This is a genomic window from Mesorhizobium yinganensis (assembly GCF_040081985.1).
Classification (GTDB): domain Bacteria; phylum Pseudomonadota; class Alphaproteobacteria; order Rhizobiales; family Rhizobiaceae; genus Kumtagia; species Kumtagia yinganensis.
This window is the reverse complement of sequence record NZ_JBEBMH010000028.1, coordinates 38,219-54,590: the sequence shown is the minus strand read 5'-3', so window position 1 is coordinate 54,590 and position 16,372 is coordinate 38,219. Positions and strand designations below refer to the sequence as shown.

Annotated in this window: 18 protein-coding genes; 12 read left to right on the top strand and 6 right to left on the bottom strand. The window is 64.1% G+C overall.

The window, feature by feature from the left end; translation table 11 throughout:
- Positions 1-41: 41 nt before the first annotated feature.
- A complete protein-coding gene (locus tag ABMA59_RS30275; RefSeq protein ID WP_349009102.1) occupies positions 42-728 on the bottom strand; it encodes a hypothetical protein in 687 nt (228 codons plus the stop codon).
- A 69-nt stretch (positions 729-797) separates the two neighbouring features.
- Positions 798-1,619 carry a helix-turn-helix domain-containing protein gene (locus tag ABMA59_RS30270; RefSeq protein WP_349009101.1) on the bottom strand — a complete coding sequence of 274 codons (822 nt, stop codon included), beginning with the start codon at positions 1,617-1,619 and terminating at the stop codon, positions 798-800.
- Positions 1,620-1,982: 363 nt separating this feature from the next.
- On the opposite strand from ABMA59_RS30270, the gene ABMA59_RS30265 reads away from it, so the two are divergent.
- The 12 genes from ABMA59_RS30265 to dhaK all read left to right on the top strand — a co-directional run bounded on the left by ABMA59_RS30265 (position 1,983) and on the right by dhaK (position 12,087).
- A complete protein-coding gene (locus ABMA59_RS30265) occupies positions 1,983-3,254 on the top strand; it encodes an ABC transporter substrate-binding protein (protein ID WP_425476007.1) in 1,272 nt (423 codons plus the stop codon).
- 128 nt (positions 3,255-3,382) lie between these two features.
- Entirely contained in the window at positions 3,383-4,315 is a 933-nt protein-coding gene (locus ABMA59_RS30260; protein ID WP_425476006.1) for a carbohydrate ABC transporter permease, read from the top strand.
- Entirely contained in the window at positions 4,312-5,259 is a 948-nt protein-coding gene (locus ABMA59_RS30255) for a carbohydrate ABC transporter permease (RefSeq protein ID WP_349009098.1), read from the top strand. The genes ABMA59_RS30260 and ABMA59_RS30255 overlap by 4 nt, the downstream gene beginning before the upstream one ends.
- A gap of 172 nt (positions 5,260-5,431) precedes the next feature.
- A complete protein-coding gene (locus ABMA59_RS30250; RefSeq protein ID WP_349009097.1) occupies positions 5,432-5,638 on the top strand; it encodes a hypothetical protein in 207 nt (68 codons plus the stop codon).
- Between the two features lie 4 nt (positions 5,639-5,642).
- Positions 5,643-6,740, top strand: coding sequence for an ABC transporter ATP-binding protein (locus tag ABMA59_RS30245; protein ID WP_349009096.1), 1,098 nt, complete (start codon positions 5,643-5,645; stop codon positions 6,738-6,740).
- The gene (locus ABMA59_RS30240; protein WP_349009095.1) at positions 6,733-7,746 is read left to right on the top strand and encodes an ABC transporter ATP-binding protein; all 1,014 of its coding nucleotides are present in this window, start codon (positions 6,733-6,735) and stop codon (positions 7,744-7,746) included. The genes ABMA59_RS30245 and ABMA59_RS30240 overlap by 8 nt, the downstream gene beginning before the upstream one ends.
- Positions 7,743-8,363 carry a dihydroxyacetone kinase subunit DhaL gene (dhaL, locus tag ABMA59_RS30235; protein ID WP_425476003.1) on the top strand — a complete coding sequence of 207 codons (621 nt, stop codon included), beginning with the start codon at positions 7,743-7,745 and terminating at the stop codon, positions 8,361-8,363. The genes ABMA59_RS30240 and dhaL overlap by 4 nt, the downstream gene beginning before the upstream one ends.
- Positions 8,360-8,749, top strand: coding sequence for a dihydroxyacetone kinase phosphoryl donor subunit DhaM (gene dhaM / locus ABMA59_RS30230; RefSeq protein WP_349009094.1), 390 nt, complete (start codon positions 8,360-8,362; stop codon positions 8,747-8,749). The genes dhaL and dhaM overlap by 4 nt, the downstream gene beginning before the upstream one ends.
- Positions 8,750-8,766: 17 nt before the next feature.
- Positions 8,767-9,069, top strand: coding sequence for an HPr family phosphocarrier protein (locus ABMA59_RS30225; RefSeq protein WP_349009093.1), 303 nt, complete (start codon positions 8,767-8,769; stop codon positions 9,067-9,069).
- Positions 9,053-10,645, top strand: a complete 1,593-nt coding sequence (gene ptsP / locus ABMA59_RS30220) for a phosphoenolpyruvate--protein phosphotransferase (protein WP_349009092.1) — start codon at positions 9,053-9,055, stop codon at positions 10,643-10,645. Before ABMA59_RS30225 ends, ptsP begins: the two co-directional genes overlap by 17 nt.
- A gap of 2 nt (positions 10,646-10,647) precedes the next feature.
- Entirely contained in the window at positions 10,648-11,076 is a 429-nt protein-coding gene (locus tag ABMA59_RS30215) for a hypothetical protein (RefSeq protein ID WP_349009091.1), read from the top strand.
- 24 nt (positions 11,077-11,100) lie between these two features.
- Positions 11,101-12,087 (top strand): dihydroxyacetone kinase subunit DhaK, encoded by a 987-nt coding sequence (gene dhaK, locus ABMA59_RS30210; RefSeq protein ID WP_349009090.1) that lies wholly within the window; start codon positions 11,101-11,103, stop codon positions 12,085-12,087.
- Positions 12,088-12,348: 261 nt separating this feature from the next.
- On the opposite strand, the gene ABMA59_RS30205 is transcribed toward dhaK, so the two are convergent.
- Genes ABMA59_RS30205 through ABMA59_RS30190 form a run of 4 tightly spaced genes read right to left on the bottom strand, consistent with a single transcriptional unit; the run spans position 12,349 to position 16,370 of the window.
- On the bottom strand, positions 12,349-13,974 hold the full coding sequence (locus tag ABMA59_RS30205; RefSeq protein ID WP_349009089.1) for a copper resistance CopC/CopD family protein: 1,626 nt from the start codon (positions 13,972-13,974) through the stop codon (positions 12,349-12,351).
- A 25-nt stretch (positions 13,975-13,999) separates the two neighbouring features.
- Positions 14,000-14,542, bottom strand: coding sequence for a YcnI family copper-binding membrane protein (locus ABMA59_RS30200; RefSeq protein WP_349009088.1), 543 nt, complete (start codon positions 14,540-14,542; stop codon positions 14,000-14,002).
- A 23-nt stretch (positions 14,543-14,565) separates the two neighbouring features.
- Positions 14,566-15,363: an ABC transporter ATP-binding protein gene (locus ABMA59_RS30195; RefSeq protein ID WP_349009087.1), complete on the bottom strand. Its 798-nt coding sequence runs from the start codon at positions 15,361-15,363 to the stop codon at positions 14,566-14,568.
- Entirely contained in the window at positions 15,357-16,370 is a 1,014-nt protein-coding gene (locus ABMA59_RS30190) for an ABC transporter permease (RefSeq protein ID WP_349009086.1), read from the bottom strand. Before ABMA59_RS30190 ends, ABMA59_RS30195 begins: the two co-directional genes overlap by 7 nt.
- Between the last annotated feature and the right edge of the window lie 2 nt (positions 16,371-16,372).

Here is a 16,372-nt window from a genome sequence, read left to right as displayed (position 1 = left end):
TCGATGTGCGACCCTTACCGCCTGCCGACGCTTTCGAAAAATTACTCCAATTTTAGGTAGCGATACAAAGCTCTGATATCACCGGGTGGGTTTCCGTTTAGCCCCTTGAAGTAACGAACAATACGCTCTTGCTCACCCCAAGCTTGAAAATCGTACGTCGTCGAGCACGTAAGACGCAACGCCGCAGGAGCAAGACATGACGCCACGTACTCCATAAGTTGTGTCCCATTTATAAACCACGGTTGGTTCGGCCGCCTTGATTCTTTTTCGGGACTGAACAACAGCGCTCGAACCCGCGTCCTCTGTGAACCTTCTACAACAGGATGGTCGTTTGAGTTGGCCGTTCCCGAGAGAAGACCCGCCAGCTTACCAGCGATTTGAACGACTTCCTGCTCATCGAAGGCACCGCACCACCTAAGAACAGTAGCAAGAGCGGCGGCATCCGAGGTCAGCGCTTTGTTAAAGCGTATCTGCTGCCCACTGCTTTTGACTTCACATATAAGAATATCGGTCCACTCTTTTGATGTTTTAAGGTTGGGGTCAGGGCCGACGACACGCTCCGGCTCCGCACTATGAGGAAGCCTAATCGCAATTGCATCCATCTCGGTTTTGTTTTTTCCCGAGACTGACGAATGCACGATGAATTTTGTGACAAAGTAACCGTTCAGCCGCAAATAAAGATTTACCAGATCTTCTTGCGCTCTGACTTGTTCGCGTCTTTTGTCCATTGTCATTTTTAGCCGATAGAACTCAACGCCGCGTGCAATTGGCACAAAATTATAATAGCGGCGGCCAGCCTACGCCGTCGCCCGCGCCGCTTCCCGATAGATCGTCGGCGGCACGCCGGCATGGTCGCGGAAGAAGCGGGTGAAATTGCCTTGCGAGGTGAAGCCGAGGTTGCAGGCGACGGAGGTCAGCGAATCCTGCGACTGGAGCTGCTTCAGCGCCTCCTCCATGCGCAGCGTGTTCCAGTAGACGTTGGGCGTCAGGTTGGTCTGTTCCTTGAACAGCGCGAAGAAATGCGGCCGCGACAGGCCGACGCTCCTCGCCACGTCATCGAAGCAGATGCGCTCGCAGACATTCGATTTCATCAGCTCGATGGCCTTGCGCACGCGGTGGTCTTGCAAAGCGCCGGCGCCCGCGGGCGCCTTGCGCGGCCTCGCCATGTCGGCCGCGTCGATCAGGCTGTCCACCAGCCGCTCGGTCTCGTAGCTCGCCAGCTCATCTCCGGCGCCGTCGTTGAGTTCGTCGTAGAGGCTAACCGCCGCGCGGTAGAGCCAGCCGTCCAGCGGCAGCGCCGGCATGGCGAACAGCGGCACCTTCGGCGCCAGGCCGAGGCGGCGGCGCGCCCAGTCGGGATCGATATAGAAGGCGAGGAACCGACCGGGCGCGCTGCCGTCCGACAGCGCGTGGCTGTGCGGCTGGAACGAGTTGATGCAGGCGGCCATGCCGGCGCCGAGCCGCACGACCTCGCCGCCGATCGTCATTTCCCCGGCGACACCGTCCAGCCAGATGATGAGGTGGGCCTCGGCATGGGCGTGGGTGACGAAATTGCTGCTGACGTTCAGCATGGAGACATGGCCGAACGTGCCCCTGAAGAGCCTGATCGAGCTCGACATCATTTCCTCCCAGAGCTTCGTTTCATCCGATGCGTGGCTCTGATTTCATTTTTGCGGCAAATCTTGAGGCCGCGCCGAAGGACCGTCAAGAGCGCGACGCGCTTCTCGCACCGCCCTCGCCCGAAAATGACCTTGCGGAAAGCATTGTGCAGCGCAGCACATTTTCCCCCTTGCGTGTTTAGTAAATTCTGTTTCAACTAAACAAAATTACTCAACACGCCGTGATGCGTGTGGGCGCCTTCGGGAGGGGCGGACTGGTTCTTGAAGCCGTCATTCGGACGGTTTCGCACATGGGAGGTAGGGATGAAATCGACATTGAAAGTGTCGCTCGGCCTGGTCGCGGGGCTTGCCGCCTCGACGGCCATGACGGGCGTTTCGCAGGCCGAGGATCTGACGCTTTGCTGGGCCGCCTGGGACCCGGCCAATGCTCTGGTCGAGCTGTCCAAGGACTTTACCGCGCAGACCGGCATTGGCATGAAATTCGAGTTCGTGCCTTGGACGAACTACGCCGACCGCTTCCTCAACGAGCTCAACTCCAAGGGCAAGCTGTGCGACCTGATCATCGGCGACAGCCAGTGGATCGGCGGCTCGGCCGAGAACGGCCACTACGTCAAGCTCAACGATTTCTTCGACAAGGAAGGAATCAAGATGAGCGACTTCGTCGACGCTACCGTGGTCGGTTATTCGGAGTGGCCGAAGAACACGCCGAATTACTGGTCGCTGCCGGCCTTTGGCGATGTGGTCGGCTGGACCTATCGCAAGGATTGGTTCGCCAAGCCGGAACTTCAGGCCGCATTCAAGGAAAAATACGGTCGTGATCTGGCCGTGCCCGCGACCTTTGCCGAGTTGAGGGACATTGCGGAATTCTTCCAGGGTCGCGAGGTGGACGGCAAGAAGGTCTACGGCGCCTCGATCTATACCGAGCGCGGCTCCGAAGGCGTCACCATGGGCGTCATGGACGTGCTCTATTCCTTCGGCTTCAAGTACGAAAACCCCGACAAGCCCTACGACATGGAAGGTTTTGTCAATTCCGAGAAGTCGGTGAAGGGCCTCGAATTCTACAAGGCGCTCTACGACTGCTGCACGCCGCCCGGCGCGTCGAACAGCTACATGGGCGAAGGCATCGACGCCTTCAAATCCGGCCAGGTGGCGTTGCACATGAACTTCGCCTTCACCTGGCCGGGACTGCAGAAGGACGAGATGGTGGGCGGCGAGAAGGTCGGCTTCTTCGCCAACCCGGCGGGTCCCGACGGTGAGAAATTTGCCCAGCTCGGCGGCCAGGGCATCTCGGTCGTGGCTTATTCGGACAAGCAGGACGCCGCGCTGCAGTACATCAAGTGGTTCGCCACGACCGACGTGCAGAAGAAGTGGTGGTCGCTCGGCGGCTTCTCGTGCCTGAAGTCGGTCGTCGAAGACCCTGGCTTCGAGGCCAGCCAGCCCTACGCCAAGACCTTCCTCGACTCGATGGCCATCGTGAAGGACTTCTGGGCCGAGCCGAGCTACGCCTCGCTGCTGCAGGCCTCGCAGAAGCGCTTCCACGATTATGTCGTCGCCGGCCAGGGCACGGCAAAGGAAGCGCTCGACGGCCTGGTCAAGGACTGGACCGAAGTGTTCGAAGACGACGGCAAGATGTAACCACGTCCTCCCAACTCCGCCCCGCGCCGTGTTAGCCTGGCGCGGGACGGAGACCGCTCATCATGCAAGACCTGCCCGGCAGAAAGCCCGTCGTGACCGACACCCACCCTTCCCTACTGGATCGGACCATGGAGGCCGCCGCCCGGGCAACGCCGGAGCCGCTGGCCAAGACGGTGCGCGGGCTTTCCGACCGGATGGTCGCCTGGCTGTTCATCGCGCCGACCATCCTGCTGCTGCTCGCCATAAACATCTTCCCGCTGATCTGGGCGATCCAGCTTTCCTTCACCAATTACCGCGCCAACCGCCCGAACGAGGCGGTCAAGAACATCGGCCTGCAGAACTATGAGCGAATCCTGACCGACAACGACACCTGGATCGCGATGCAGACGACGGCGCATTTCGTGTTCTGGACGATCCTGCTGCAGACGCTGATCGGCTTCACTCTGGCCTATCTGATCGACCGGAAGTTCCGTGGCCACGCCTTCTGGACCACCATCATCCTGGTGCCGATGATGCTCTCGCCGGCCGTGGTCGGCAATTTCTGGCGCTTCCTCTACGAGCCGCAGATCGGGCTATTCACCTACATCGTGTCGTTTTTCACCGGCATCCCGACGACCGACATATTGATGCTGTCCAATGTGAAGCTCGCGCCGTGGGCGATCATCATCGTCGATACCTGGATGTGGACGCCCTACGTCATGCTGATCTGCCTGGCGGGGCTGCGCTCCATTCCGGACTACATCTATGAGGCGGCCGAGGTAGACCGCGCGTCCAACTGGCGGCAGTTCTGGTCGGTCACCCTGCCGATGGCGCTGCCCTTCATCATGCTCGCGGTGCTGTTCCGCGGCATCGAGAATTTCAAGATGTTCGACATGGTGAACCTCCTGACCGGAGGCGGGCCCGGATCGACCACCGAGGTCGCCTCGATCACGCTGAAGCGCGAAGCCTTCGAGAAATGGCGCACCGGCTTCTCCTCCGCCTTCGCCATCATCCTGTTCGTCGCCGTCTTCGGGCTGGCCAACATCTACGTCAAAGTCCTGAACCGGGTGAAGAGCCGATGAGTGCCGCCGCCCATTCCGTCGTCGAGCCGAGCACGACCTCCAAGCGCGTCGCAGCCACGCTGGTGATCGTCTATGCGGTGGTGTCGATGATCCCGCTGTTCTGGATTTTTGCCACCAGCTTCAAGACGCCGCCGGATTCGATCGCCTATCCGCCGAAGGTCGTCTTTACGCCGTCGATCGAGGGTTATTGCAACCTGTTCACGACGCGCACGCGGCAGACGCCGGAATACATCAACTCGCTGCCGCCGGCGACGAGCTTCTGCGACGAGACCACGCGCAAGCGCAACATGGTGATTGCCGGCCCGTCGAACTTCCTGCCGCGCTTCCTCAACTCGATCATCATCGCCTTCGGCTCGACCTTCCTCGCCGTGTTCCTCGGCACGCTGGCCGCCTACGGTTTTTCGCGCTTCAAGGTACCGCTGGCCGACGACCTGCTGTTCTTCATCCTCTCGACCCGCTTCATGCCGCCGATCGCGGTCGCGATCCCGATCTATCTCATGTATCGCGAGCTTGGTCTCTCCGACACGGCGCTGGGCATGATCCTGCTCTACACCGCCGTCAACGTGTCGCTCGCGGTATGGCTGCTCAAGGGTTTCATCGACGAGATCCCGCGCGAATACGAGGAAGCGGCGATGATCGACGGCTACACGCGGCTGCAGGCTTTCTGGCGGGTCGTGCTGCCGCAGGCCACGACCGGCATCGCCGCAACCGCCATCTTCTGCCTGATCTTTGCCTGGAACGAATATGCATTCGCGGCACTGCTGACCTCCGGCACCGCGCAGACCGCCCCGCCCTTCATCCCGACCATCATCGGCGAGGGCGGCCAGGACTGGCCGGCCGTCGCGGCGGGCACGACGATCTTCCTCGTGCCGATCCTGGTGTTCACCATCCTGTTGAGGAAACAACTCCTGCGCGGGATTACGTTCGGGGCGGTACGGAAATGAGCAGCCTTAGCACTCCGTCCAACACCCCTCATCCGTCTCACCCTTCGGGCTCGACACCTTCTCCCACAAGGGGAGAAGGAAGAGCGCGCCTTTCCTTCTCCCCTTGTGGGAGAAGGTGGCCGAGCGAAGCTCGGTCGGATGAGGGGTATTCCAGCTTGGCGGAGCGGCTGTAATGAGCAACTCCAGTTCAACGAGAAAACGCTCCTCCTGGCCCCGTGCCCTCCGGCGCGGCCTGCTCGAAAACATCGCCACGGTGGTGATCGGGCTGGGCTTCCTGATGCTGTTCCAGTCTTTTGCGATCCAGCTCTACACCTGGTCGTTCGTCACGATGCTCGCCGGCACCGTCATGTTCATCGTCGTCTCGAAATTCCCGGAATAAGACGATGGCCGAAATCCGCGTGCAGAACCTTCGCAAGGAATTCGGATCGTTCATCGCGGTCCAGAATTCCAACTTCGTCGTCGAGGACGGCGAGTTCTTTGTCATGCTCGGGCCGTCGGGCTGTGGCAAGACCACCACGCTGCGCATGATCGCTGGTCTCGAACTGCCGACGGGCGGAAAGATCCTGCTCGGCGGCGAGGACGTCACCATGCTGCGCGCCCGCGAGCGCGACATCGCCTTCGTGTTCCAGCTCTTTGCGCTCTATCCGCACATGAACGTGCGCAAGAACATCGGTTTTCCGCTGCTTGCCCAGGGCATGGCACGGGCCGAAATCCGCCAGCGCGTTGAGGAGACGGCCAAACTGCTGCGCATCGACCATCTGCTCGACCGGCCGGTATCGGGGCTTGCAGGCGGTGACCGCCAGCGCGTGGCGCTCGGCCGCGCCATCGTGCGCCGCCCAAAATGTTTTTTGATGGACGAGCCGCTGGGTACGCTCGACACGGAATTCCGCGACGTGATGGTCCACGAACTGCGCGAATTGCACAACCGCATCCACGCGACCACCGTCTATGTCACCCATGACCAGTTGGAGGCCATGTCGATGGCCGACAAGATCGCCGTGATGAACCACGGGGTCATCGAGCAGTTCGGCACGCCGAAGGAGATCTACGACCGGCCCGCCTCGATGTTCGTGGCCGACTTTATCGGCTCGCCGCCGATGAATTTCCTGAAGTTCGACGGCGGGCTGCGGCGCGGCGCGAAGGAGATCGTCGTGCAGGGTGCGACCGTCAGTGTGCCCGAAATCCACGAGGATTTCCTGCCCGCAGAATTCGCGCTTGGGGTGCGCCCGGAACATATTCGTTTCGACGAAGGCTCGAAACTGCGCGGCGCGATCTACGGCACGGAATATCTCGGCACGACCCAGATCGTGGCGGTCGAGACGGCCGGCGGAATGGTCAAGGCGCGGGTGCCGGCGGAAATCCAGTTGCGGACCGGGGAGCCTGTGGGGCTGGCCTTCAACGCAGCGCGCGTGTCGCTGTTCGAGCGTCAATCCGGTCGCGCCGTCCGCACCGGCCTGCATGAGGGGACGGCGCATGGCTGATGTATCGCTGCGCGGCGTCTCGAAACGCTTCGGCGAGACCGAGGCCGTTTCGGAGCTGAACCTCCATATCGCGAATGGTGAGTTTGTCGTGCTGCTCGGCCCGACCGGCGCTGGCAAGACGACGACGCTGCGGCTGATCGCCGGGCTGGAGCGGCCCGAGCAGGGCTCCATCGTGATCGCCGGTCGCGACGTCACCAAGCTGGAACCGGCGGGTCGCGACGTGGCCTTCGTCTTTCAGCAATATTCGCTCTATCCGCATCTCACCGTATACGAAAACCTGGCCTTCCCGCTGCGCTCGCCGACGCGGAAGCGGTCCGAGGAGGAGATCAAGGCGCGCGTCGCCGAGATCGCCAAGCTCGTGCGGATCGACCACAAGCTGGAGAACAAGTCGACGCGGCTTTCCGGCGGCGAGATGCAACGCGTCGCCATCGGCCGGGCGCTGGTGCGGCGGCCGGCGATCTATTTGATGGATGAGCCGCTATCCTCGCTCGATGCGAAGCTGCGGGGAGAACTCCGGCTGGAGTTGAAGCGCATCCAGACGGAGCTCGGCTCCACCCTGCTCTACGTCACCCACGACCAGATCGAGGCGATGACCATGGCCGACCGCATCGGCATTCTGGCCGAAGGCAGGCTGGTGCAGATCGGCACGCCGCGTGAAATCTATACGCAGCCCGCCAACCTGCACGTCGCGGCGCGGCTCGGGCAGCCGGCGATCAACCTGCTGCCGGCCGGCCTGCTGCCGGATGCGGCGCCGGCGGGGACCAAGACGGTCGGCGCGCGCACCGAGCACCTGAAGATCGAGAAGGCGGCGAACGGCCATGCGGACGGCACCATCGACTGGATCGAGCATCTCGGAGACCAGAATCACCTGCACCTGACCGTCGGCGGCCGCAGGCTGGTGACCTTGACGGACCCCGACACATCCTTCCAGAAGGGCGACCGCGTGACCGTGCGGTTCCGCGCGCCGCTCTATTTCGACGGCGCGGGCAACAGGATCGCGGGATGAGTTTGGATACGACGATGCACAGGATCGACCTGCCAGCCCTGATCGCCGCCGTAGCGGACACGGTGTCGGCGCATGCCGACGAACTGACGGCGCTCGACCAGGCGATCGGCGACGGCGACCACGGGCTCAACATGAAGCGCGGCTTCGAGGCGGTTCGCGCCGAGACCGCCACTCTTGCCGAAAAGCCCCTGCCCGACGCGCTGAAGGCGATCGGCACGAAGCTGGTCATGACCGTTGGCGGTGCGTCCGGCCCGCTGTTCGGCACGCTGTTCCTCGCCCTCGGCAAGGAACTGCCGGCGGAACCCGGCCGGGCCGAACTGGCTGCCGCCTTCGGCAAGGCGGTCGATGCGGTGGCTGCGCGCGGAAAATCGCAGGCGGGCCAAAAGACGATGCTCGACGTGCTCTATCCTGTGCAGGCGGCACTTGCCGCAGGCAAGACAGGCGCCGAAATCGCCGACGCGGGGGACGCAGCCGCTGAGACCACCAAGCCGATGAAGGCAATTCGCGGCCGCGCCTCCTTCCTCGGCGACCGCTCGATCGGCCACGTCGATCCCGGCGCGCGCTCCTCCGCGCTGATCGTGCGCATCGTCACCGAAACCCTGGAGCGGGACGCATGAAAAATGTCGGTATCGTCATCGTCTCGCATTCGGCCAAGGTTGCCGAAGGCACCGCCGACATGGTGCGGCAGATGGTCGGCGACGAGGTGCCGCTCGCCTGGTGCGGCGGCAACCCGGAGGGCGGGCTTGGCACAAGCGTGGAAGCGATCATGCAGGCGATCGACAGCGCATGGTCGGAGGCCGGTGTCGCCATCCTGGTCGATCTCGGCGGCGCCGAGACCAACAGCGAGATGGCAATCGAAATGATTGGCGAACCCAGGGCGGGCAGGATCGTTGTCTGCAACGCGCCGATCGTAGAGGGCGCGGTGATGGCTGCGACGGAGGCTTCGGGAGGAGCGTCGCTCAAAGAAGTCGTGGCGACGGCGCACGAATTGGCGCCGGCTTGAATGGATCGGAATTCTTGATGACGGCGCTTGCACAAAAAGCGGTTGAGATCACGCATGAGGTCGGCCTGCATGCCCGCCCCTCCGTGAAGTTCACGAAACTGGCAAAATCGTTTCCGGCCTCGATCGAGATGGCGCTGGCGCCGGAGGGTCCGTGGTTCGACGCCAAGAGCATCGTCAAGGTCATGGCGGCCAAGGCGCCTAAGGGCACGGTGCTCCATTTGCGCGCCAGCGGGGAGGAGGCGGAACTCGCCGTGGACGCTCTGGTCGCGCTGGTCGGGCGCGATTTCGACGAGGCCGAAGCCCATGCCCGGACCGCTTAGACTGACGGGAATCCCCGCTTCGCACGGTTACGCGAAAGGGCTGTTGTTCAGGCTCGACGCCGCAACGAACGCCTATGTCGCCAAAGGTTCGCCAGAGGCTGAAGCCCGCGCGCTTGCGCTTGCCATCGAAGGCGCGTCCGAACAGCTTGCCGCACTCGCCACGCAGACCCTCGGCGAGGCCGCCGACATGCTGGAGTTCCAGCTTGCCATGCTCGCCGACGAATCTCTGGCTGCGCCCGCCTTCGCGGCGATCGAGGACGGCGGTCCGGCCGACCAGGCCTGGCGCGCTGCGCTCGACGCCGAGATCGCAGGTTACGAAGCCTCCGACGACGATTATTTTCGCGCCCGCTCCGCCGACCTGAAGGACATTCGCCAGCAGGTCCTCGACGTCCTTGTTCCCGCCAGCGACCTGTCGCTGCCAGCCGGCGTCATACTTGTCGGCGACGATATCGGGCCGACGCGTTTTCTTGCCGTCGACTGGTCGCAGGGCGGCGGCATCGCGCTGGCAAAGGGCAGTTCGGCGAGCCACGTCGCCATGCTGGCAAGGGCGCGCGGCGTGCCGATGGTGGTCGGCCTCGGACCGGTGCCGAGCGATTTCAAGCTTCCCGCCTTTCTCGACGCGGAGCACGGCCACGTGCTGCTCGGACCCAGCGACGAGGCCGAGGCCCTTTTCCATAGGGCGGCTGAGGCTTTTGTCGCGCGTCGACGCGCGGCGGAGGAAAGTTCTGCGAAGCCGGCGGCAACCGCCAACGGCACGCCGGTGCGCGTGCTCATCAATGTCGCCGATCCGTCCGATGTCGAGCGCATCGATGTCGCAACCTGCGATGGCGTCGGGCTAATGCGCACTGAATTCCTCTTCGGAAAGCCGGAAGGCCTGCCGGATGAGGAGACGCAGTACCGCGCTTATCGCAAAGTGCTGGAATGGGCGGCCGGCAAGCCGGTCACCATCCGCACCGTCGACGCGGGCGGCGACAAGCCGGTGCCGAACTATACGGTGGACGAAGGCAATCCGTTCCTCGGTCTGCGCGGCATCCGCCTGTCGCTGGCGCGGCCGGAGATCTTTCGTGTGCAGATCCGCGCGCTGCTGCGCGCCGCCGTCCACGGCAATCTGAAAATCATGTTTCCGATGATCGCCGTTCCGGAGGAATTTACCCTCGCTGCCGCGCTTTTCGCCGAGGAGGCGGAGAGTCTGGCCAAGGCCGGCATCGAGCATGTTTTGCCGCCGCTCGGCATCATGGTCGAAGTTCCGTCCGTGGCGATCGCCCCCGAGCTTTTCGCCGATGTCGCCTTCTTCTCCATCGGCTCCAACGACCTCACCCAGTACGTCATGGCAGCGGCACGTGACAACACGGCGGTGGCGGCGCTCAACTCCGTGCACAATCCGGCCGTGCTGCGCCTGATCGCCTCGGTCGCGGCCTTTGGGAGCGCGAACGACATTCCGGTCAGCCTGTGCGGCGACGCCGGCGGCGATCCGGCAGCTATCCCGGCGTTGCTGGAAGCCGGCCTGCGCGACCTCTCCGTCGTGCCGGCGCAACTGGCGCTCGCCAAGGCCGCGATTGCCGGCGTCACGCTCTGACGATGGCGAAACGGCCGCAGCCCGAGCCAAAGGACGCCGAAGCGGCGATCCGCGCCTATAAGACGATCCTGTCCATGGTGATCGACCAGCGCCCCTCCGGCACGCGCCAGCGTTTGGCCGACGCACTCGGAAAACACCGTAGCTTCGTCACCCAGATCACCAGCCCGACCTATTCGACGCCGATCCCGTCAAAACACCTGCAGACAATCTTTTCCGTCTGCCATTTCAGCGCGCAGGAGCGCGACGCCTTTCTCGCCGACTACCGCGCCGCGCATCCGGGCAAGGCCGCCCAGGAGGCCGGACTCAGGCGCACCCGGCACATATCGCTGGTGGTGCCCGACCTCGGCGACGACAAGCAGAATGCGGCGCTCGACCGCGCCGTCAACGAATTTATCCAGAGGATCACCAGCATCGCCGGCAAGGGCGGCTAGCTCGGAAGAAATGGGAGGAGGACAATGAAGAAGCTCATAAATTCGGTCGACACCGTGCTCAGCGAAAGCCTCGACGGTTTTGCAGCAGCACATTCCGACATCCTGGCGCTCGGCGGTGGCCATAAGTTCGTCCGGCGCAAGGCGCTCAAGCCCGGAAAAGTGGCGCTGATCTCGGGCGGCGGATCGGGCCACGAACCGCTGCATGGCGGGCTGGTCGGGTTCGGCATGCTCGACGCCGCCTGCCCCGGCCAGGTTTTCACCTCGCCGACACCCGACCAGATGATGGAGGCGGCGGCGGAAGTAAACACCGGCGCAGGCTGTCTGTTCATCGTCAAGAACTACGAAGGCGACGTCATGAATTTCGACATGGCAGCGGAAATGTCGGAAGGCGTCATGCAGGTCATCACCAATGACGATGTTGCCGTAGAGGATTCACTCTATACGACCGGACGGCGCGGCGTCGCTGGCACGCTTGTCGTCGAAAAAATCGTCGGCGCGGCGGCCGAAGAAGGCCGTGCGCTGAAGGACCTCAAGGAGCTTGGCGACCGGGTCAACCGGCAGACGCGCTCGATGGGCGTGGCGCTGACTTCCTGCACCGTGCCCGCCGCCGGCAAGCCGAATTTCGAGATCGGCGACGACGAGATGGAGTTTGGTGTGGGCATCCACGGCGAACCCGGCCGCCGCCGCGCGAAACTCGCATCCGCCGACGCCATCGCCGAAGAAATCTGCGCGGCCATTGCCGACGATCTCGGCGCAGCCGCCAAGGGCAACGCGCTGCTTTTCGTCAACGGTTTCGGCGGCACGCCGTCGATGGAACTCTATCTGATGTACAACAGCGCGCGCCGGCAGTTCGAAAAGCGCGGCATCACGATCGCCCGCTCGCTTGTCGGCTCCTACGTGACCTCGCTCGACATGGCCGGCTGCTCGATCACAATGTCGATGCTGGACGACGAGGCGGCCCGCCTGTGGGACGCGCCGGTCCACACGGCGGCGCTGCGCTGGGGCATGTGAGATCGGAATCGGCAGACGTGCGGCGAGACGCCTATGATGAGGACTGGGGCGCCGCGTGTCTCTCCGGCCGGCGGCGGGGCAATCCTGTCCCAGATGGCGCCGAAAGTCGTAACACCGGTTGGGATGACGGGGCGAACGAGCAGAACGCTCGCGCCGGTTCCGGGCACAAGCATAATCGGTCAGCGCGCGCAGCAAAGGCTTTGAGATACTTGGTATTGGAAATGCCTCCCTGAATGCAGCCAAAAAACGGCGGCCAACCGGTCACAGCGCCTTCCGGACATCGAAGACATCCATCAGCGTGACCGACCGAAAATCCGACACGAGCACGGTGACACGAACGATCCAGAACCCGTCCAGGGGCAGGATGAAACCGTCGGCACGATAGGTCCCGTCGCTTGCCTTCGAGGCTTCGCGGGTGAACGGGCCGATGCCGTAGGACGGCTTGTCGAGATCAATGATGACGCTGACCGGCGCGAACGGTTCTCCGTCGAGGAACAGGTCTGCTATCTCGACCCTGACCGGACCGGCAATTGGTGGATGGATCGACAGGACGGCGCTGACGCCATCTTTCTCGGCGCGGACTTGCTGGACCTCGAACAAAGCTGGGTTTGTCGCGATGGCGCGCGGAGGCGGCGTAAAACGCCACAGGCCGAGCACCGCGATGACAGCAGTCGCAACGACGATCTCGGCACCGACGCTACGTGCCAGCCGCCGTGTCGCGCGGGCGTCGCCAACGGCTGCGGGAGCGGTCAGGAAAAAACGGTTGAGCGCGGCGAGCAGCAAGAGCGCCGCGATCAAGGCGAGCTTGGCCACCAGCACGCGGCCATAGTCGGTATTCCAGAGCGCGGGAATGGTCTGCACCTGCACGGCCGCCAGCAACAGGCCGGACAGCGCGAGCACCGCCACGACCGCCGGAATGACGCGGGAGAACCGTCTCAGCACGATCGGCAAATCTGGGCGGCCGCGGACAAGTATGGCCCCTAAGGGAACCAGAGCGCCGATCCACAGTACGGCGGTGATCGCATGGAGGAACACGGCGGACGCCGTGAGATATCGCGGCGGCGCGGTCGAGGCATGTCCCGCGCTGGCGACCGCCACACCGACCAGGAGCGTTGCCGCGACGGCAAGCGGGATTCCGAGGCGGGAGCGGTAGCCCGCCTGACCGGCGGCACAAGCAATGCAGATCGCCATGGCCGCCAGTAGCGTCGAGCGTCCATAACTGGTCCCAAAGAGGCCGGTCTTCCAGACTTCGGCGGTCACCAGTTCGAAAAACGGCGCACCCAGCGCGTCGAGGCCTTGGAAGCCGACGAATACCGGCGCGGCCAGCAGGCCGGCCAGCAGCGCACCTCTCACTGCGCGCGCACCCGGCGCCGGATCGGAGCGGCCGATCAGCGCGAAAAATGCTGTGCCGCCGACGCCGAAGATCAGGCCGGCGAGCAATGCGAAGCGCGCCACCCACAACCCGATCCGCACCGCCGGGTCGGGTTGCACGACCGCCGCCGGCGCGACCGCGCTCGGTGCGCCGACCGAGAACAGCAAGCCGCCACCGATCGGATGGCCATCGGACGAAGCGATGCGCCACGATAGGAAATACGTACCGCTTTCCAGGCCGCCCGGCAGGGTCAGCGTGATGACGGAGCCCTTCTGGCCGATGTCCTTCAGGACATCGGTCCGTCCGCCGGGATGAATCAGCCGCGCCACGAGCGGACGGGCGGGCTCCGAGAACGTCAATATCAACCGCTCGGGCGCCGTCTCAAGCACGGTCCCGTCGGCGGGATCGGCGCTGATCAGTTGCGCATGGGCAAGCGCCTGCCCCGCCGCCCCGACAAACAGAGCGGCGGCGAAGAGGATCGCCGCCGCCAGGCTTTTCAAGAAATTACGGTGCATGCGGAGCCCTAGGGGCAAATCCACTTCAGGGAACGACCTTTACCGAAGGCGCCGGGAACTTCAGATCGTCGGACGATCCGCCGGATACCGGCACTTCTATCCAACGTTCCACACCGGTCTCGCATTGCTGGACGATCGGAATGAACAGGTCGCTGCCTTTCGCCGAGGCGTCGACCTTGGCGCGGAAGACGAACTCGTCATAATAAGCGTCTTCCAGCCTGCCGCCCGACCAGGAAATCTCGTTGATCGCCGCGCCATGGGCACCCGCATGGGCGTCGTGCCCGGCTTCTGTCGATCCGGTCGTCTCGGCGTCGGCGCGAAGAATGTCGAGCGTCCAGCCGGGTTTTGGCTGCGGTTTTGCGTCGCTGAGCTGCTCGGGAATCGAGATGCGGACCGCCGTCGTCGGCGAGCCGGCGCAGCCATGCGGCACACGCAGCACGAATTTCGCCGTGGCGCCGGCCTTGACCTCCTTGGCCTCGAAGGTGATGTGCGCCGCCGCCGGCTGCGTGAGGCCGGCGGCGGCCGCGGCGAGCAATATCCGCCAGAGTTTCGTATAGGGTTTGGTCATCGACAATTCCTTTGGTGGGAGAACTACCAGGTGGCGGCCAGGCCGAGATGGCCGAGCGCCTCGCGGCGCAGTTCGGCGAGCCTCGGGTCGCCGCGATGGCGGGGATAGGGCAGGTCCACGGCGATATCGGCGACGATGCGCGCCGGGCGCGGTCCGAACACCAGCACGCGCTGGGTGAGGAACAGCGCCTCCTCGACATCGTGGGTGACCAGAAGCGCGGTGAGCCCCGCCTCCTGCCACAGTTTCACGATCTCGCCCTGCATGGTGAGACGGGTCAGCGAATCCAGCTTTCCAAGCGGCTCGTCGAGCAGCAGCAGCCTCGGCTCGTTGACAAGGGCGCGGGCAAGGGCCACGCGCTGCGCCATGCCGCCGGAGAGCTGGTGCGGATAGGCCTTTTCGAAGCCGGAAAGACCGACCAGCCGCACCGCATTGTCAACGCGGTGGCGGGCGTTTCTCAAAATGCCCTGCGCCTCCAGGCCGAGCGCCACATTGTCCCAGACGGTGCGCCACGGGAACAGCGTCGGATCCTGGAAGACGAGGATGCGCGACGGATCGGGATCGCCGACCGGTTCTCCATCGACCTTGACCGCGCCGGCGGTCGGGTGGTCGAGGCCGGCGAGCAGCCTCAGCAAGGTCGACTTGCCGCAACCCGAGGGTCCGAGCAGGGCCACGAAGGAACCCGGCTCCACCGAGAAGCTGACATTGTCGAGCACGGGCAGAGGCGCGCCCTTCAGCTCAAACTGGTGCGAGACGTTTTCCAGGTCGATCTGCTGGCCGGCGACGGTCGCGTCAGGGACCGGTTGCAAGGCGAGCGCTACCATCTGACGAGGCCTTTCTGCCAGGAGAGCGTCCAGTCGCGGAGGCGGAACAGGATGGTGATCAGACTTGAGCACATCAGCGCCATGACCAGCAGCGCGGCATACATGTTGTTGTAGGCGGCCCAGCCCTGCGCCCATTGCAGGTACCAGCCGAGACCCGCCTTGACGCCCAGCATCTCGGCCACAACCAGCACGGCAAACGAGGTGCCCAGGCCCATGAACAGGCCGACGAAAACATGCGGCAGCGCCGCCGGTATCGCCACCTTCAGGATGAGGAAGGCGGGTTTCGCGCCGAGCGTCCTGGCGATGTCGTAATAGTCGCGGTTGACGCTGGCGATGCCGGACCAGGTCAGGATCGTTACCGGGAAGGCTGTGGCGAGCGCGATCAGGAAGACGCTCGCCGAACCGCTGGTCGGGAAGATGAAGAAGGCGAGCGGTAGCCAGGCCGTCGCCGGCAGCGGACCGATCAGGCGCAGGACCGGATGCACCCAGTAGCTCGCCGCCTGCGACCAGCCGATGGTGACGCCGGTCAGGACCCCCGCCAGCGCACCGATGAGATAACCCTTGGCGAGCAGCAGCACGGAATACCCGATGCTGATGCCCAGCCGGTCCCAATCGTCCAGAAACACCTCCAGGATGCTCTGCGGCGAGGAGAAGAACGGCACCGGCAGCCAGCCGGTCTTGGCCGTCACGACCTCCCAGACGGCGAGAAGTGCTGCCGCCGCGATGAACCACGGACCGTAATAGCGGACCGTGTCGGCGGCGGCGCCAAACAGCCGCCCCGTGGCCACCACCACGACCAGCACGGCGGCGATCGCCAGCGCTATGCCGGCCAGTTCGCGGCCATAGGGCTGGGGGATGGTTTCCGGCCACAGCTCGATCAGCGCGGCGACGCCGATCCACCCGGCGGCAGCCAGGAGGCCGAGTGGCCAGACAGCGGTCCAGTTCCATGCGGATGTCCGGAAGGAACCATGGGCGCGCTCGGGGAGCGCCGGGTCGATCGATGCCATAT

Bases quoted from the DNA above. Each gene is read 5' to 3' on its own strand.
- ABMA59_RS30275 (WP_349009102.1), bottom strand. From the start codon at position 728: ATGGACAAAAGACGCGAACAAGTCAGAGCGCAAGAAGATCTGGTAAAT.
- ABMA59_RS30270 (WP_349009101.1), bottom strand. From the start codon at position 1,619: ATGTCGAGCTCGATCAGGCTCTTCAGGGGCACGTTCGGCCATGTCTCC.
- ABMA59_RS30265 (WP_425476007.1), top strand. From the start codon at position 1,983: ATGACGGGCGTTTCGCAGGCCGAGGATCTGACGCTTTGCTGGGCCGCC.
- ABMA59_RS30260 (WP_425476006.1), top strand. From the start codon at position 3,383: ATGGAGGCCGCCGCCCGGGCAACGCCGGAGCCGCTGGCCAAGACGGTG.
- ABMA59_RS30255 (WP_349009098.1), top strand. From the start codon at position 4,312: ATGAGTGCCGCCGCCCATTCCGTCGTCGAGCCGAGCACGACCTCCAAG.
- ABMA59_RS30250 (WP_349009097.1), top strand. From the start codon at position 5,432: ATGAGCAACTCCAGTTCAACGAGAAAACGCTCCTCCTGGCCCCGTGCC.
- ABMA59_RS30245 (WP_349009096.1), top strand. From the start codon at position 5,643: ATGGCCGAAATCCGCGTGCAGAACCTTCGCAAGGAATTCGGATCGTTC.
- ABMA59_RS30240 (WP_349009095.1), top strand. From the start codon at position 6,733: ATGGCTGATGTATCGCTGCGCGGCGTCTCGAAACGCTTCGGCGAGACC.
- dhaL (WP_425476003.1), top strand. From the start codon at position 7,743: ATGAGTTTGGATACGACGATGCACAGGATCGACCTGCCAGCCCTGATC.
- dhaM (WP_349009094.1), top strand. From the start codon at position 8,360: ATGAAAAATGTCGGTATCGTCATCGTCTCGCATTCGGCCAAGGTTGCC.
- ABMA59_RS30225 (WP_349009093.1), top strand. From the start codon at position 8,767: ATGACGGCGCTTGCACAAAAAGCGGTTGAGATCACGCATGAGGTCGGC.
- ptsP (WP_349009092.1), top strand. From the start codon at position 9,053: ATGCCCGGACCGCTTAGACTGACGGGAATCCCCGCTTCGCACGGTTAC.
- ABMA59_RS30215 (WP_349009091.1), top strand. From the start codon at position 10,648: ATGGCGAAACGGCCGCAGCCCGAGCCAAAGGACGCCGAAGCGGCGATC.
- dhaK (WP_349009090.1), top strand. From the start codon at position 11,101: ATGAAGAAGCTCATAAATTCGGTCGACACCGTGCTCAGCGAAAGCCTC.
- ABMA59_RS30205 (WP_349009089.1), bottom strand. From the start codon at position 13,974: ATGCACCGTAATTTCTTGAAAAGCCTGGCGGCGGCGATCCTCTTCGCC.
- ABMA59_RS30200 (WP_349009088.1), bottom strand. From the start codon at position 14,542: ATGACCAAACCCTATACGAAACTCTGGCGGATATTGCTCGCCGCGGCC.
- ABMA59_RS30195 (WP_349009087.1), bottom strand. From the start codon at position 15,363: ATGGTAGCGCTCGCCTTGCAACCGGTCCCTGACGCGACCGTCGCCGGC.
- ABMA59_RS30190 (WP_349009086.1), bottom strand. From the start codon at position 16,370: ATGGCATCGATCGACCCGGCGCTCCCCGAGCGCGCCCATGGTTCCTTC.